Origin of the sequence: Auritidibacter sp. NML100628 (assembly GCF_003185985.1) — a bacterium.
Taxonomy (GTDB): Bacteria; Actinomycetota; Actinomycetes; order Actinomycetales; family Micrococcaceae; genus Auritidibacter; species Auritidibacter ignavus.
The window spans coordinates 30,926-46,748 of record NZ_QHLP01000017.1 but is presented as its reverse complement, the minus strand read 5'-3'; the positions used below and the strand labels follow the sequence as shown (position 1 = coordinate 46,748).

General features: G+C 61.1%; 11 protein-coding genes and 1 riboswitch. Of the genes, 3 read left to right on the top strand and 8 right to left on the bottom strand.

The window, feature by feature from the left end:
- Positions 1–8: 8 nt before the first annotated feature.
- The 3 genes from DCC24_RS10400 to DCC24_RS10390 all read right to left on the bottom strand — a co-directional run bounded on the left by DCC24_RS10400 (position 9) and on the right by DCC24_RS10390 (position 3,138).
- Positions 9–1,649, bottom strand: a complete 1,641-nt coding sequence (locus DCC24_RS10400; RefSeq protein WP_110099846.1) for a thiamine pyrophosphate-dependent enzyme — start codon at positions 1,647–1,649, stop codon at positions 9–11.
- Positions 1,650–1,861: 212 nt separating this feature from the next.
- Positions 1,862–2,326, bottom strand: coding sequence for a hypothetical protein (locus DCC24_RS12230; RefSeq protein WP_199446270.1), 465 nt, complete (start codon positions 2,324–2,326; stop codon positions 1,862–1,864).
- Positions 2,327–2,502: 176 nt separating this feature from the next.
- On the bottom strand, positions 2,503–3,138 hold the full coding sequence (locus DCC24_RS10390) for a hypothetical protein (protein WP_146206321.1): 636 nt from the start codon (positions 3,136–3,138) through the stop codon (positions 2,503–2,505).
- A 71-nt stretch (positions 3,139–3,209) separates the two neighbouring features.
- A riboswitch (SAM riboswitch) is annotated at positions 3,210–3,292 on the top strand.
- Between the two features lie 7 nt (positions 3,293–3,299).
- Between DCC24_RS10390 and DCC24_RS10385 the strand changes: the two genes are divergently transcribed.
- Entirely contained in the window at positions 3,300–3,893 is a 594-nt protein-coding gene (locus tag DCC24_RS10385; RefSeq protein WP_158278490.1) for an OsmC family protein, read from the top strand.
- Here DCC24_RS10385 and DCC24_RS10380 read toward each other — a convergent pair.
- The 5 genes from DCC24_RS10380 to DCC24_RS10360 all read right to left on the bottom strand — a co-directional run bounded on the left by DCC24_RS10380 (position 3,890) and on the right by DCC24_RS10360 (position 10,823).
- Positions 3,890–5,212, bottom strand: coding sequence for an MATE family efflux transporter (locus DCC24_RS10380; protein WP_233242922.1), 1,323 nt, complete (start codon positions 5,210–5,212; stop codon positions 3,890–3,892). The two genes, DCC24_RS10385 and DCC24_RS10380, sit on opposite strands and share 4 nt — an antisense overlap.
- A 67-nt stretch (positions 5,213–5,279) precedes the next feature.
- Positions 5,280–6,230: a CPBP family intramembrane glutamic endopeptidase gene (locus DCC24_RS10375; RefSeq protein WP_158278491.1), complete on the bottom strand. Its 951-nt coding sequence runs from the start codon at positions 6,228–6,230 to the stop codon at positions 5,280–5,282.
- Positions 6,231–6,240: 10 nt separating this feature from the next.
- On the bottom strand, positions 6,241–8,109 hold the full coding sequence (locus DCC24_RS10370) for an ABC transporter ATP-binding protein (RefSeq protein WP_110099842.1): 1,869 nt from the start codon (positions 8,107–8,109) through the stop codon (positions 6,241–6,243).
- Positions 8,106–9,836, bottom strand: a complete 1,731-nt coding sequence (locus DCC24_RS10365; RefSeq protein WP_110099841.1) for an ABC transporter ATP-binding protein — start codon at positions 9,834–9,836, stop codon at positions 8,106–8,108. Before DCC24_RS10365 ends, DCC24_RS10370 begins: the two co-directional genes overlap by 4 nt.
- Before the next feature lie 36 nt (positions 9,837–9,872).
- Entirely contained in the window at positions 9,873–10,823 is a 951-nt protein-coding gene (locus tag DCC24_RS10360) for an acyl-CoA thioesterase (protein WP_158524662.1), read from the bottom strand.
- Positions 10,824–10,865: 42 nt separating this feature from the next.
- Here DCC24_RS10360 and DCC24_RS10355 point away from each other — a divergent pair, with 42 nt between their 5' ends.
- Positions 10,866–11,429 (top strand): HEAT repeat domain-containing protein, encoded by a 564-nt coding sequence (locus tag DCC24_RS10355; protein WP_110099862.1) that lies wholly within the window; start codon positions 10,866–10,868, stop codon positions 11,427–11,429.
- Between the two features lie 186 nt (positions 11,430–11,615).
- The gene (locus DCC24_RS10350; RefSeq protein WP_110099839.1) at positions 11,616–15,461 is read left to right on the top strand and encodes a phosphodiester glycosidase family protein; all 3,846 of its coding nucleotides are present in this window, start codon (positions 11,616–11,618) and stop codon (positions 15,459–15,461) included.
- The last annotated feature ends 362 nt before the right edge of the window (positions 15,462–15,823 follow it).

Below are 15,823 nucleotides of genomic sequence, written 5' to 3'. Positions count from 1 at the left end.
CGACCGGGTTAGTACGCCTTCCGGCGTTGCTCGACGACCAGGTGGATCAGCGCGAAGGTGCCGTCTTCGTCCACAGCTTTCAGCGCACGCTCGAGAGCGGCCGGAATCTCCGCGTTGTGGGTGACCTTGACCCCGAACCCACCGAAGGCTTCCGCCATGCCAGCGAAATCCGGGTTGAACAGCTGCGTACCGGACACACGTCCCGGGTAATCGCGTTCCTGGTGGGTGCGGATAGTGCCGTACTCCTGGTTATCCATTACGATCACCAGCGGGGTGGCACCGTACTGGCGGGCGGTGGCCAGTTCCTGCCCGTTCATCAAGAACTCACCGTCACCGGCAATCGTGATGATCCGACGGTCCGGGTAGTTCAACGAGGCGGCCACACCCGAGGGCACCGAGTAGCCCATCGAGCCGTTACGGGCCGAGATCATCGAGGCATAGGAGCGGGTCGGGAAGTAACGGTGGGCCCAGTTGGTGTGTTCACCGGCGCCAAAGGTAACCATTGGATCCTGGGGTGCAGGAAGTGCCGCAACCAGATGGGCCATCATTTCATCCATGGTGGCCGGGCCTTCACCGGTGATCTCCGGCAACGCCGCAAACTCTTCCTGTTGGGCCCGCATCTTCGCGGTCCAGGTCTTCCAGGAGTCCTTGACCTCCAGGTCCATGCGGACCAGGTCGTGGATAAACAGATCCGGTTTCGCCACGATCTGGTAGGACACCGGGCCAGAACGACCGCGCAGTGACGGGTCGATAGTGACCAGGAAGTTGGTTTTCTCCCAGTTCTGGCGCACCCGGAAACCGTCGGTAACAGTATCACCGGGCACCGTGCCAACGAAGACGATCAGGTCGGTTTCTTCCAGCAAATCGTAGGTGGGCTTGGGCCGACCATACCCGATTGGCCCCACATAGCTGGGTGAGTCAGAGGGGATGGTGCCTTCGGTGCGCCATTCGGCTGCTGCGGCGATGTGGTGGTCTTCCAGCCATCGGGTTAGTTCCTCAGCGGATTCGTGGCTCCAGTCGTTCCCACCGGTGATGAATAGCGGCTTATCGGAGTTCAACAGCGCAGAGTGCAGTGCCTTCCAGTCGTCCACGGTCATACCGCCACCAGCCACCGGAATCTGTGGGTGCAGCCGGGCGTCAATCTCGTGGGTGATGACATCTTCGGGCAGACCGACAATCACCGGACCGGGGCGACCCGAGGCGGCTGCGAACATCGCTTCGGCGACGATCTCGGAGGCGCGCTCAGCATGGTCGAGCACCATGACACGCTTGGCTCCAGAGTCAAACCAGGCATGCGGATCGAATTCCTGGAAGGCTTCCTTATCGCGGTGTTCGAACGGGATGAGTCCAACAAACAGCACCATCGGGGTCGAGTCCTGCCAGGCGGTGTGCAGTCCCACGTGCGCATTCGAGGCACCGGGACCACGGGTCACCATGGCCACACCGGGGGTGGAATTCATCTTGCCCTCGGCTTCGGCCATATAGGCCGCCCCGCCCTCGTGGCGACAGACAATATTGTCAATGGGTGAATCATAGAGTCCGTCTAGCACGTTCAGGTAGCTCTCCCCTGGAACGCTGTAGACGCGTTTCACGCCGTGAGCGACCAACGTATCAACGATGACGTGGCCGGCAGGCTTCTTCTGGCTCATCTGGCTCCTCAGCTCCACACAGAATGTGTTTACAACACTTTTTCATCATGAACCGCGATCTCATGGTGGTGGACAACGGTTATCTCTCGCTTGACTATCCAAACTACCATCGACCCGATGTCCGCCCCGTCACATTCCGGGGCAGATTCAGTCCTTTGTGAACATGCCGGGACATTTCTATGATGTCCACCACGTTCGTTGCACAGAACGCGTTAGGAGGAGCGACCCTCACCGTGCTGTGGGTCCTCGCGGTCCGCATCCTCCGCGTGCTGCGGGGTTGAGTCGCGCGGGTGAGATGCTGGGGAGCGCTGCGCTTCGGCCCGTTCGGCCTCAGCGCGTTTTTTCGCCCGCGCTTTGGCCATGGCTTCACGGTGCATTTGTTCCGAGGACCGGTTAATGCCGGAGCCTTCGGAAAGGTGTTCGGGGTTGTCTCGTGATGCCAGCTGGAGCAAGGAGACCACCAGCAGGGAGACGATGAAAAACACCCCGAAAGCGATCAAACCCAGGTCCAGGCGGAGGGGCCTATCGGGGTTGTTCAGGCCACCGGTGGAGGCCAGCGTGACCACGACACCACCGATCAAACCGAGGACGGCTGAGAAAATCAGGGGTGCCGCAACGCCGAGGGGTTTCTTCTTCTCGGGGCCGTTCGGAGGTTGCGGGCCGCGCTGAGTAGTCACGACTCACGCTCCTGGGGTGCTCGATGATCACAATACATAATGCCTGCACGCTCCGGATGATCCACGTCGTGGGGCACCAGGGCGCACCTGACTATTCTAATCACGGCATGCTGACAGAATCCGCACGTGACCTCTCAGAGTGAACAACAGGGCGCACCACAGACCAGCACTGCAGGTCAGGATTCTTTCGGTCTCCACCCACGACGACGAGCCCGGCGGGTGTCGAGGTAGTACCCCACCCCGGGAATACTGCAAAACACCACGTGAATAAAGGCCGCCGAGCCCACAATACCGAGCAGATTGTGGAAGTCAGCGCCGACGAAGATCGCGATGACGGTGGCCACCGCCGTGAGCACATCGACGGCTCCGGGGATCAACCAGTCGCGGGCCGGGGGAAATTCTTTGCGGTATCCACCACCGGCCACCAGCTGAGCGATACCGGCAACCAGCAAGGCCAGGCTGAGGATGATCGCGGTGGCCATCACCCCGGCGGAGAACAGTTGGGCCCCAACTAATGCAACCGGCCCAAGCACCCAGGCGGCCGCAGCCATCGACAAAGGCGAGCGCATGGCCTCCGGCACCGGTTCTTGGCGCAGGAATTCCCACATCGCCACCCCGGTGAGAAACAGGTAGATGGCGCAGCTGACATTAACCCAGGCAGGGCCGGAGTCCATCAGGTCGGGCGCTTGGTAGATCAGCGAGAAGATCCCGAAGGCTAAGGCCACCCCGGCACGAATCAGATACGGTCGAAAAATCAGGTGGGCGGTGTCGGGGCTGATCTTGGACGGAGGCTGCTGTTGGGTCTGAGTCACGGGAGACATTCTAGGCAAGAAAACGTTCTCCGGCAGTTTTCTCCTTCGCGACCGGTATGACAGAATATAAATGTCCATCACGAGCGGCCGAGAGATCTGGCTCCGTGACGCCGCAGCAATCTATCTCGAGTGCTAATGCCAGAATCGATGGGAGGAAGAATATGACAACGTTCACCGAACAGCCCCAGGTGGCCGAATCTGAATCCAACCGGGTGTCCGGCGTGTTCCACGGTTCCGCGCAAACAACCGTGAGCACCGGTGCGTACCGTTTCCTGGTTGATGAGCCGGAAGCCTCCGGTGGAAAGAATGCAGCGCCTAACCCGATGGAATACATTCTCGGGGCCACCAACGGGTGTATTTCCGTGGTGATTGAGGCCAAGTCCGGCACACACCAGATCCCGATTCAGGGCATTCACACCTACTCCTATGCCTCCCAGGATTTGGGTGGTCTGGTGGCAGGCCGGGATGTCCAACCTCACTTTCACACCTATCATTTGGCCGTGTTAGTCCAGACCGATGTGCGCGACGCGGACCGGCTACGGGCCTTCGCCCAGGACGTGGAGCACGCTTGCCCGGCAGCCAACCTGTTGCGAGCGGCCCAAGGGCTACAGCTGACCGTGCACTGGCAGTTCGTCGACCGGCTGGTTGATCACGATGCCGAGGCCGTGGTGAATCAGGGGCTGGGGGTCCCCAACCGGAATGAGCCGGTGGACGCTGCCGAACCATTTCTGACGCTCACCAACCCCGATGCCTAGGACGAGCGCGACGGGCCGACCTCACTGCCCAACACGATCCAGGCCTCGCCCCGAATCCGCCACCACAGTGTCAGCGCACGAGCGCCCAGATATACCACGGCGAAGCCGACCCAGACCAACACCACCGATACGACCCCGGAGCCGTCGTCGAGCTGGGCGGCCAGCCAGCCGAGAAACAGAATGAACGGCAGGTAGAGCACCAAGGCGACCACTGAGGCGATCCCGAGGTATTTGGCGTCCCCGGCCCCCATCAGGATGCCGTCAAGGATGAACACATACCCCGCCAGCGGCTGGGCGATGGCCAACACCATCAGCCCGGCCGCTCCGGCCTGGATCACGACCGGGTCTTGGCTAAACAGTCGCGGGATCACCGCAGACAGCCCGGCCAACAACAGCCCGGTGATCACCCCGAAGCCCATCGACCAGCGGATCATCGTCCGGGTCAGCTCCCGAACTTCCCGGCGGTGGCTGGCGCCGAGTTCCTGACCGATCAGTGCCTGGGCGGCGATGGCCAGCGCGTCCAGGGCGAAGGACAGCGTGGAGAAGATGGTCATCACCATCTGGTGGCTGGCCAACACTGGGGCGCCCAGTTGCGTGGCGGTCAGTACTGTGACCAAAATCCCGGCACGCAGTGCTGCCGAACGCACCAGCAACCACGACCCGATCTGGGCGGTGTCTTTCAGCCCCGCCAGCGTGGGCAACAGGCGACCGCCCTTTCCCCGGTAGCGGGTGGTGAGAATCATCAGGTAGATGCAGAACATCGCCCATTGGATCACTGAGGTGCCCAAGGCGGAGCCGATCACGCCGAGTCCGACCACGTAGATCAGCAGGTAATTGACCGCAATGTTGATCGCAAAGCCTACACCGGCGACCACCAGCGGGGTTTTGGCGTCGGCCAGTCCCCGCAGGGTGCCCACCGTGGCCAGGATAGCGGTCATGGCCGGAAGCCCGATCATCGAATACTGCAGATACTCCACCGCGTGAGCGTGGGTCTGCCCGCTAGCCCCCAGCGCGCTCAGCACCCACGGGGCAGTGAGAGCCAAAGGTATGGCGATCACCACGCCCAGTAGCAACCCCAACCAGATACCGTCACGACCACGTTGCAGGGCCCGGTTGAGCTCACCGGCACCGAGAAAACGGGCGACAGCCGGGGTGGTGGAATAGGCCAGAAAGACGAGCAAGCCGGTCACGGTCTGCAGCACCGTGGCGGCCAGGCCGACCCCGGCCAGCTGACTGGTACCCAGGTTGCCGATCATGGCGGTATCGACGACTAAAAACAGTGGCTCGGCGATCAGTGCCCCGAGTGAGGGCACGGCCAATGAAAGAATCTGGGCAGATACCGACCGCGGCCGGTCTGAACGGCGGGACTCAGCCTCAGGCACCGCGTTAAGCCAGGCCTGCCCACGGTGCGATGGTGAACCACCATGCCGCACCCAACTGCTCCCGGCCTTGTTCCAACAGCTCTGCCGGGGTGAGGTAGAGCAGACAGACCGCCACCGCGTTATTGAAGGCGTGTTGGACGTAGCTGAAGGCCAGCGAGAACTTCATCAGCGTGTAGACCAGCGAGAACGCCAGTCCCATCACCGCGTACGGAATGGTTTCAATGATGTTGAATTGGCCCGCCCCAATGAAATGTAACAGCGAGAAGGTGATCACCGAAATCGGTACCGAAACCCACACCGTGACCCAGCGGGAGAGCTTACCGATCAGCAGGTGGCGGAAAATGTACTCTTCGACCAGCGGGCCACAAATTACCACAGTGATAAACATCAGCCAGAACGGGGCCACGGTGGTCATTTCCTCGAGCACCAGCTGGTTCTCCGAGCTGGGGACCTCACCGATCAACACGGTCACGACCAGGTTGATGATGATGGTGCCGAACCAGATGGCCGGAATCATCAACAGTTTCAGTGGCCACAGCCGGCGGAAGGATCGGAGCGAGGACAGTAGCGTCGGGCCGGCGGCGATGAGCACCAACACGGTCATGATCAGGTAGTTGATCAGATTCACCGCGAAACCGATTTCAACCGGGAACACGCCCCGGGCAAGGTCTTCGACGCTGACCGGATCGGTGCCCACCAGCCACGCCGAGAAGGACACAAACCCTGGAATGAACAGCATCAGCGCTCCGAGTCCGAGCAGAAACAGCAACACGTAACCCAGCACGGCGAGCAGATCGCGCCACACAAACGGGCCGGGCCGGCAGTCCGGGATCACCGGATCGCGGGGCTCGCCCAACCGGGAGGGCGGTGCGGAGCCGGGCCAGCCCGACGGGATCGGATACGGGGCGCCGGCCGGCTGCGTCCACCCCGGCGGAAGCTGTTGCTGATCAGTCATGACTGCCAGTCTACTGGGGGTACTGGTCACCGGTGTTGTCAGTGTTGTGAGTGGCACCGTTGCTGGCATACTGATCGTGGTACAGCCGGGCGTAGGCGCCGCCACGGCGTAGTAGTTGCTCGTGTCTGCCCTGTTCGACAATCCGGCCGTGGTCCATGACCAAAATATGGTCGGCGTGTCGGATGGTGGATAGCCGGTGGGCGATCACGAAGGTGGTCCGATCTGCTCGAAGCGTGGCCATGCCCTGCTGGATCAACTCTTCGGTGCGGGTATCGACCGAGCTGGTGGCTTCATCCAGAATCAGCACCTTCGGGTCGGCTAAAAACGCTCGGGCAATGGTCAACCGCTGTAACTCGCCGACGGAGAGGTTCTCGGCCTGCAACGAAATCTCCGTGTCATACCCCTCGGGCAACGTGGTCACGAACTCGTGGACCCGGGTGGCCTTTGCGGCTGCTATCAGCTGCGCTTCGGTGGCCTCGGGCCGGCCGAGTCGCAGGTTCTCGGCGATGGTCCCGGTGAGCACCACCCCGTCTTGGAGCACCATGCCGATCTTCCGGCGCAGTTTGCCCCGGGAGATCTTCGAAATGTCCTCGCCATCGAGGGTGATCCGACCGGCATCCAGCTCGTAGAACCGCATCAGCAGATTCACCAATGTGGTCTTACCGGCCCCGGTGGGACCGACAATGGCGACCATCTCCCCGGGCGCCACATCCAGGTTGATCTCGCGAATCAGTGGCTCGTCGGTATAGGAAAAGCTCACGTCCTCAAAACGCACCGCACCCCGACCCGAGGTGGCGTCTGGTTCCGTGTTGTCAATGGCGGGATCGGCTTCGGGCTCGGCATCCAAGAACTCGAAGATCCGCCCGGCCGAGACCACCGCGGAGATCACCATATTCGAGGTGGAGGCCACCTCGCTGACCGGTTGGGAGAACTGTCGGGAGTACTGGATGAAGGCAGTCACCCCGCCTAAGGTCATCGACCCGCCGGCGACCTTCAGCGCACCCAGCACCGCCAGGCCCACATAGGCCAGCTGGGTGATCCACTCCATCAGCGGGTAGATCAGCCCTGAATAAAACTCTGCCTGAGCCGAGGCAGCATACAGGCGCTGATTGTCTTCGCGGAACTGGTCGCGCACCCATTGCGCCCGCCCGAAGGCGACCACCACCGGATAGGAGCTGACGGTTTCTTCCACACGCGCGTTCACCTCACCGGTCACCGCCCACTGTTCGGTGAATTTCCGATGTGACCGGGCCCCGACCAGCACCACCACGATCGCTCCGGCAGGCAGGATCCCCAGGGCGACCAGGGCCAGCTGCCAGTCCAGCGCCAACATCATCACCGCGATCCCGATCAGAGTCATCAGCCCGTTGATCAGCGAGACCATACCACCTTGGATCGCCCCGTGCAGGTTATCCACATCGTTGGTGGTGCGTGAGAGTAGATCCCCGCGCGCCCGGCCATCCACCCAGGCCAGTGGCACCCGGTTCAGCTGAGCCTCGATCCGCTGGCGCAACCGGTACACCACCTGCACCGACACGCGGTTGACCACCAGTCCCTGCAGATACTCAAATCCCTGGGCCACGCCATAGAGCGCCAAGGCCAGCAACGCGTAGCGATTCAACTGGCCGAAGTCGATGCCGGTCCCGGCGGTGTAGTCGGTCTCCACCGCGCCGGAAAAAATCACGTCCATCGCTGCCCCGAGCATCAGCGGGGCCGCCACCGCGGCGGCCACCGAGACCACCGCGAGCACCGGAACCACCAGCATCAGCCGCCAGTGGGGACCAAAGAGTCCGAGCACCCGCCCGCTGGTGGCAAAAAATCCCGGGGTGTTCTGTGCTGGCTGCGCTGACTGCTCTGTCTGGGCCGTCTGCTCTGTCATGAGGTCACCTGCTGCGAGTCGATAATCTGCCGGTAGACCGCATTCGTTTCGCTCAGTTCGGCATGCGTGCCGATCCCGACGATCCGCCCCTGATCGATGACCAGGATCTGATCCGCCTCGGTGATCGCCGAAACGCGCTGTGCCACCATCACCACACTGGCCCCACTGTCCCGCTGCAGCCGAGCCAGACCGGCACGCACCGCCGCCTCGGTGCTGGCGTCCAGGGCCGAGAGCGCATCGTCAAACACGTAGATCTGCCGCCCACCAACCAGCGCGCGAGCGATGCTGAGCCGCTGACGTTGCCCGCCGGACAGATTCGCCCCACCCTGGCTGATCGGGTACTCCAGGGACTCCGCTAGCTCTTGAGGCAGAAAGTCCCAGCACTGGGCGATCTCCAAAGCCTCGCGCAACTGCTCGTCGGTGGCTTGCGGGGCGGCGAACCGTAGATTCGAGCCCACGGTTCCGGAAAACAAGGTCGCGGTTTGTGGGGCCAGCCCCACCAGATCCGATACCGTCTGTCGCGACAGCTCGCGCAGATCCACCCCACCGAGCCGGACCACCCCCGCGGTGGGATCAATCAGCCGGCTCATCAGCTTCACCAGTGTGGTCTTCCCTGACCCGGTGGAACCGATGATCGCTGTGGTAGTCCCCGGCGGAATCCGGAAACTGACCTCATCCACGATGGGTGCCTCAGCCCCGGGTAGCTGGACCTGCACGTGATCAAACACCAGCTCCGCCGAGGCCGGTTGTGCCATCTGCCGGTGCGGGGAAACCAACTCCGGTTCGGTAGTCAGCACCTCCTGGATGCGCCGGGCTGCCACCGCCGCCCGCGGGATCATCATGAACACGAACACGCCCATCATCACCGCCATGAGGATCAGCGTCAGATACTGCATCAGCGCGGCAACGCCACCGACCTGCACTTCCCCGGCCGCCACCCGGTGCCCGCCGAAATACAGCACCGCGACTATCGCTGCCTGCAGGATCATGGCGATCACCGGGCCCATCAGCACCATCCAGCGACCAATGCCCAGGCTGATCGCAGTCAGTTTCCGGTTCGCCCGATCAAACCGTCGGGTCTGCTCGGCCTCCCGCACAAAGGCTCGCACCACGCGGATGCCAGCGATCTGCTCGCGCAGCACGGTATTCACCCCGTCAATGCTGTCTTGCATGGCCTGGAATAACGGCATCACCCGCGCGAAGAGTAACCAGACGAACAGCAACAACACCGGGACTGCCACCCACACCACGGCGGAGAGCACCACGTCTTGTTCCATGGCCATCACCAGCCCGCCGACCAGCATAATCGGGGACAATAACACCGTGGAGGCCACCACCAAGGCCAGCGACTGCACCTGTTCGACATCGTTGGTGGTCCGGGTGAGCAAGGTGCCGGGACCGAACTGTTGGACCTGATGTACCGACAGGTCGGTGACCTGCTGAAAGAGATCGGCCCGCAGATCCCGGCCGATCCCCATCGTCGCCCGTGCTGCGAAGAATGTGGCCGCGACCTCACAGACCACCTGAAGGCCCGCCACCCCGAGCATCACCAACCCGGTGGAACCGATATATCCGGTATCCCCGGTGGCAATTCCGTGATCGATAATGTCAGCATTCAGTCGCGGCAGTGCCAGTGTCGCCATCGTGGCCATCACCTGCGCGATCACCACGATCAACAGATGCCACCCGTAGGGTTTGGCGTAGCGACTGAGCAGGCGGAGAAGCACTCTCGCCATTCTACCGGACGGCCAGACCACCCAGCATTACAGGGCCCAGGAATAGGCAATCTCATTGCGCATCCGCACCAGCTCGGTGCAGTGTTGCTCCAGCTCGGTTTCCAACACCGTGCGCGGATGCCAGGGTCGAATTCGCTTGGCCTTCCCGTCCTCGCCGGGATCCACCAATACCGTGATCCCGTGGGCCACCGGGATCTGCGTGGGATCAAACCGGGTCGAAGTCCAGGCCCGCAACATCACGTGCATGGAGTGTGCCGAGGTGTGCACCAGGCGAGCCTCGATCTCCAGTAAGTCACCGCCGTACACCATATTCTCGAACCGCACGCCCCCGGCAAAAACCGCAACCACATTGTCCTGCACCCAGCGGGCCCCGCACACGTTGGCGGCCTCATCCAGCCACCGCAACACCGAGCCACCGCCGACGCGTACGCCGACACCGGCATCCGGTTCGGAGACAATAAACCGCAGACGAATGATCTCGGCGGTAGTCTCTTCCTGCTCCGGAAAAGCAATGGTCATCAACGACTTTTCGGAGGCTTTCAGCTGATCCGAGCGGGCCTTGGCTTTCACCGCCCGCTCCTGGGCCGCATCCGTGGTCGGCTCCCAGGGCTTGACCCGGACCTTCTCACCGTTGTCGTCAATGGCCACATAGACCATGATCACCTCGGTGGCCACCGTCGGTTGCCCCTCGTCATCCCGAATGGTCGGAAGCACCAACCGAGACTGCACATGTACCGAGGAGGTTCCGGTATACAGCATGCGACACTGCACCGTGATCGGGGTTTCCACCGGCACCGGATGCGCGAAATGCAAGTTGCCCACATACCCGGCGACCACATTCGTTCCGGTCCACGAGGCCGCGGTGGCATACCCGGCCTTATCCAGCCAGCTCATCACCGTTCCCGCGGTCACGCTCCCGGTCGGAAAATCGTACGCCTCGGCACGAAACTGCAGAGAAAGTGAACTACGGGAGCGCATGCCTCTCAATTTATCACTGTGGCATCGACCATAATAGAGACCATGAGCAACACAGCACCGCATTCACTGTCCCCCACCACCGTATCCCGCATTCACGACGCTGCTGAAACCCTCGGAACCAACCCGTTGCTGGACTGGGTCTGCCGCCTGCTGGATGGTCGCGCCCAGCCCGGAGCAGACAGCGATCCGGATATCGCCGTGCTGGGCGGAATGGAGGCCGTCGAGGACTGGATGGGCCGTGTCTGGGCCGCCCAAACGCTACTAGAACTCTGGCACCACACCGCCACCACATCCGTGATCACCGCGCTCAACGATCCCGCCTGGCAGGTCCGCGTCATCGCCGTTGAGGTCGCCGGTTACCGCGACCTCAACGAGGCCACCGACACCTTGCTCGACCTGCTCGACGACCCCACCCCGCAGGTCCGCTCGCAGGCCGCCACCGCGTTGGGCGAGATCATCTCCGCCGAGAACGAATCCGCCCTGAAAGCCCTCAACAGCGCGGTCACCAGCACCGATTCGGTCATGGCTGACGCCGCCGAGTCTGCGCTGAACCGCGTGGCCGAACGCTTTGACCGCAGCGACCTGCGTCCCAGCCCGCGGTACTAGCCGATTACAAGAGATAAGTCGGCCCTGACGATCAGCACCTCGAAATACCCCGCTCGTGTCGCGCGCTCATCAACGCGTACCCATTAATACGTACGGGACATCATTCGGTAACTCACCCGTCACGATCAGTCTACCTCTCACACCTATGGTCAGTGCGTCGAATATCACTCTGACCTGGGAGAAAAGGTGTCACACTCTCTTCACTCAACTACCGCGCACGAGCGTGGCCGGTCGACGCGGTTCCGTCGTTTCGGTCGCTTCGCGACGATCGCCACACTCGCTTTCGGCCTCACTCTGTCACAGACCCCGGCATTCGCCACCCCTGCATTTCCCCACTCACAACGAACCACTGAGCAGGCATCCAAACAGCCCGTTGGTGAAACGCTCGAGACAGGCGGGCTCAACCTCACCGGTAGCGGCTCGACTCTGCATCAAGCAAACACTGAAACGATTGCCCCGGGCCTCAACCACACCTCGTTCACGCGCGAACAAAAGACCGGCTTCCAAACGGGTCATGTATTGAACGTGGACTTGACCGACGCTTCACTCTCACTCGATGTCGTCGATGGCGGTTCTGTGTCCGGCGTTTCGAGCGTATCCAATCAGATCGAGAACGAAGACAACGTCGTCGCTGCCGTCAACGGTGATTGTTTTGATATGAACAACACCGGAGCCCCCATAGGCACAAATGTGTCTGCTTCAGAAGGGATCCGTTCCATCGCAAATGGCTCATCACAGGCGCTGTCTGTGCATGAAGGAACAGCGAGCATTGGAGCACTGACCAGTGCCGCCACGGCCACCATCGAAGGCAGAACCTACGACGTGCCGTCGGTGAACTCGCCAACCGAAGACCGCGACGGCATTGCGTACTACACCGCTGCCTGGGGCACAACACCGATTTCTCAAGCTCTGTCTGCCAACAAACGGACCGCCGTCAAAGTCATCGACGGGGCTGTTACCGAGATTCTCGAAGCCAGCGCTCTAGATTCAGACACCAATCTTTCCGAGGGCGAGGGCGTGCTCGTCTTTTCCGGTTCAAGCTCGGATCACGTCCCGACTGTTGGTACCAACGTTGAAATCTCGGTAGCGCTGGACCGCGATGTTGACCTGGCGGTTTCTGGCCAACAGGTGCTCGTCCGTGACGGTCGCGCCACCGGCGCAGAACAGGCAACTGCCGCCCGGACAGCTGTCGGGATCTCTCAAGACGGGACACAGCTATTTGTCGTTTCAATCGAGGGTCGGCAAGATGACGCGGTCGGTATGCGGCTCAGCGAACTTTCGGAGTTGATGGTAGATCTCGGTGCCTACCAGGCTCTCAACCTTGATGGTGGTGGATCCACCACTTTGCACACCCGCAATCCAGGCGACGCATCAGCATCACCGACCAACCGTCCTTCCGACGGTAAGGAGCGCGACGTCGCCAACGCCCTCGTCTTCCGTTCAACTGCTCAGGCACCGGCGGAAACCGCCGGCGTCACCGTCAACCCCGCAAGCGACTCGGAACGAACCGACCGCGTATTCACCGGACTTGGCCGGACTGTCATCGGTACCGCGACGAACTCCAGTGGTGATCCACTCACAGCTGACGTTGCAGTCTCGCCTGGTGATGGCCTCGAGCTACTCGGCACCCCGACACAGAACGACCGCGGACAAACAGTGGCCCGAGTTACTGGAACCAAGCACGGCCTCTCCACCGTTCGCGGTGAAAGCAACGGCGGACAAGGAGAGTTGCCTGTGCGCGTTCTCGGAGAGCTCGAGCATCTCGAGCTAAGTCATCAAAGATTAGCGTTAGAAAATGCGGACGCTTCCGCTTCGGTGCGTGTGCTAGGAATTGACGGCGACGGTTTCCGTGCACCCATCGAAACCGAGGATATCGAGGTTTCCAGCAACGACACCATCGAGGTGACACCCAGTGGCGTGGACACTTTCACCGTGTCCCCGAACGCCGGTAGTGGAAGTGGCACCATCCACTTTAAAGTCGGCGAGAAGCGCATCGATCTCCCAGTGACCATTGGCTTCGAAGAAGTCACTATTTCTGATTTCTCAGATGCTGACAGCTGGGAGTTCAGCCAGGCCCGCGCCTCTGGATCGGTCTCCCCTAGCGAGGGTGAAAATGGTGAAAATGCTCTTGAAATCTCCTACGACTTCACGGGGTCGACTGCAACTCGGGGCGCTTATGCTGCTCCGCCTCACCCGATTCAAGTGGATGGACAGCCCCGTTCAATTACCCTGAGCATCTACGGTGACGGCAATGGCGCATGGCCCCGTATTCAGTATTTAAACGGAGCAGGCACACGATCGAATCTTGATGGTGGAAATATCACCTGGCACGGGTGGCGAGATGTCACGTTCCCCGTTCCCGACGGGATCGAGTATCCCATCACGATCGAAATGGTGCGACTCATGGAAACGCGCCCTAACGCTTCCTATTCGGGCAGCGTGAAAATTGCGAACCTGGGCGCCGTGGTAGCCCCCGACACTGATGCGGGCGAAAAGACAGAAATTCACGATTCCGTTGTCGATACCGCTCGTCTGTATGAAGAACGACCGCAACAGATCGCAGTGATGAGCGATGCTCAGTTCGTCGCTCGTTCACCTCAGAGTCAAAATGTCCAAGGAGCGCGACGGGCACTGCAAGAGATCAAAGCCGCATCTCCTGATGCAATATTCATCGTTGGCGACTTTGTCGATGAGGCCTCGCCGGAAGATTTTGAACTCGCTAAGCGGATCCTTGATGAAGAAATTGGTGATGAAATTCCGGTGACCTATGCGCCCGGAAACCACGAAATCATGGGCGGGGAGATCGACAACTTTGTGGAAGCATTCGGCGACACAAGGACTTCTCAAAATCTACAGGGGACACAGTTCCTGACCCTCAACACCGCTCAGGGCGGGCTCCGGTCTTCCGATCGAGACCAACTTCCTTGGCTTGAAGATCGGCTGGAAGCAGCAGCCACAGATGAAGGCACGACCAGTGTCGTTTTGATGTGGCACCACCCAATGAATGATCCGCTACCAACCAAGCTCAGCCAGATGGGAAATCGCGTTGAAGCACGAGAGGTCCAAGACCGTCTGTCCCGCTTCCGGACCGAAACAGGCAAATCCGTCGCGGTTATCAACGGACATGTTGGAGTATTCCATGCGTCAACCGCCGACGGCGTGCCCGCAATTATCAACGGCAACAGTGGCAAAGGTCCCTCCGGCACACCCGAGACCGGAGGATTCGTCGGTTGGAGCATGCTCACAATAGATCCTTCTCAGGGCATCGTCGGTAAGTCCCCAGAGCCTGAAGTCGCACGTAATGCCTGGCTACAAGTGCAGATGCATCCTTTTGTCGATTCGATCACGCTCGGTGCAACTACCGAGCTCCCGTCAACCATGACGGTCGGTGACCAGGTATCCGTTGACGCTAGTTTCACCCAGGACGGCAAGCACATGCCGTTTGTCTGGCCGATGAGCGCCAAATGGGGTGGCGACCACGTAGAAGTCAACAATGGTGGATCAGAAGGGAATGCCGCGGTGATCCGAGTCAATCCTGCCACTGGTCAACTCGTAGCCACCCAACCGGGTACCGCAACGCTCACCTTCACGATTAATGGCGAGACCGCTTCACACACAGTCGAGGTCGTTGCCGCCCCAGCACAAGATCCCGAGGAGGAGCCGGAACCTAATCCAGACGCTACCCCTGAGCCACAACCGGTTCCGGAGCCTACCTCCGAAACAAGCACCGCCCCGCAACCAGGACCAGATACAGAACCAACCCCTGAACCCACCACGGGAACCACCACCCCCGAACAACAACCAACCCAGGAACCCACCGCGGGAACCACCACCCCCGAACAAGATATTGCTGGAGATCCGGGAGCTGGAACAGAACAAGTTCAAGAAGATTCTCCAGGTCGCGCTGAGTCAGAGAAAACTGGCACTCTCGCGAGCACAGGAGCCAACTTACTCCTTGTCCTCGGGGCAGGAATACTGCTTCTCGCAGGGGGATCTCTAGCCGCACTGTCGGCAACACGTCGCAGACACTAGGGACCTAGCCTACGAAATTGCCACCCCGGCGCATGCTTCAGCCCTCTGACAATGCGCGGGGGTGGCTCTCTTCGACAGCTATTCCGCAAATCTGATAGGCGGGTAGAAACATGGCCCTTGAGATTCTGGCACCCCCAACGCTTCCCTCAACCATTCGTCCCCCTTGCGCACGCCCACGCACCGGTGTAATGTGAAGTGCATCACAATTAAGCGCGGGTTTACTGCCAATAGTCCTCAAGCACCCGCTGGCGATGGCTCAGGTTTTGTGTGTTGACCGAGCCAGGAGGGCACTGCGGAATCCAGCGCGATCACCACAGAAGTCTCAGCGAGCCGATCTTCCACGGTGACGAGCAACACCTCGG

Bases quoted from the DNA above. Each gene is read 5' to 3' on its own strand.
- DCC24_RS10370 (WP_110099842.1), bottom strand. From the start codon at position 8,109: ATGACAGAGCAGACGGCCCAGACAGAGCAGTCAGCGCAGCCAGCACAG.
- DCC24_RS10400 (WP_110099846.1), bottom strand. From the start codon at position 1,649: ATGAGCCAGAAGAAGCCTGCCGGCCACGTCATCGTTGATACGTTGGTC.
- DCC24_RS10355 (WP_110099862.1), top strand. From the start codon at position 10,866: ATGAGCAACACAGCACCGCATTCACTGTCCCCCACCACCGTATCCCGC.
- DCC24_RS10385 (WP_158278490.1), top strand. From the start codon at position 3,300: ATGACAACGTTCACCGAACAGCCCCAGGTGGCCGAATCTGAATCCAAC.
- DCC24_RS10360 (WP_158524662.1), bottom strand. From the start codon at position 10,823: ATGCGCTCCCGTAGTTCACTTTCTCTGCAGTTTCGTGCCGAGGCGTAC.
- DCC24_RS10375 (WP_158278491.1), bottom strand. From the start codon at position 6,230: ATGACTGATCAGCAACAGCTTCCGCCGGGGTGGACGCAGCCGGCCGGC.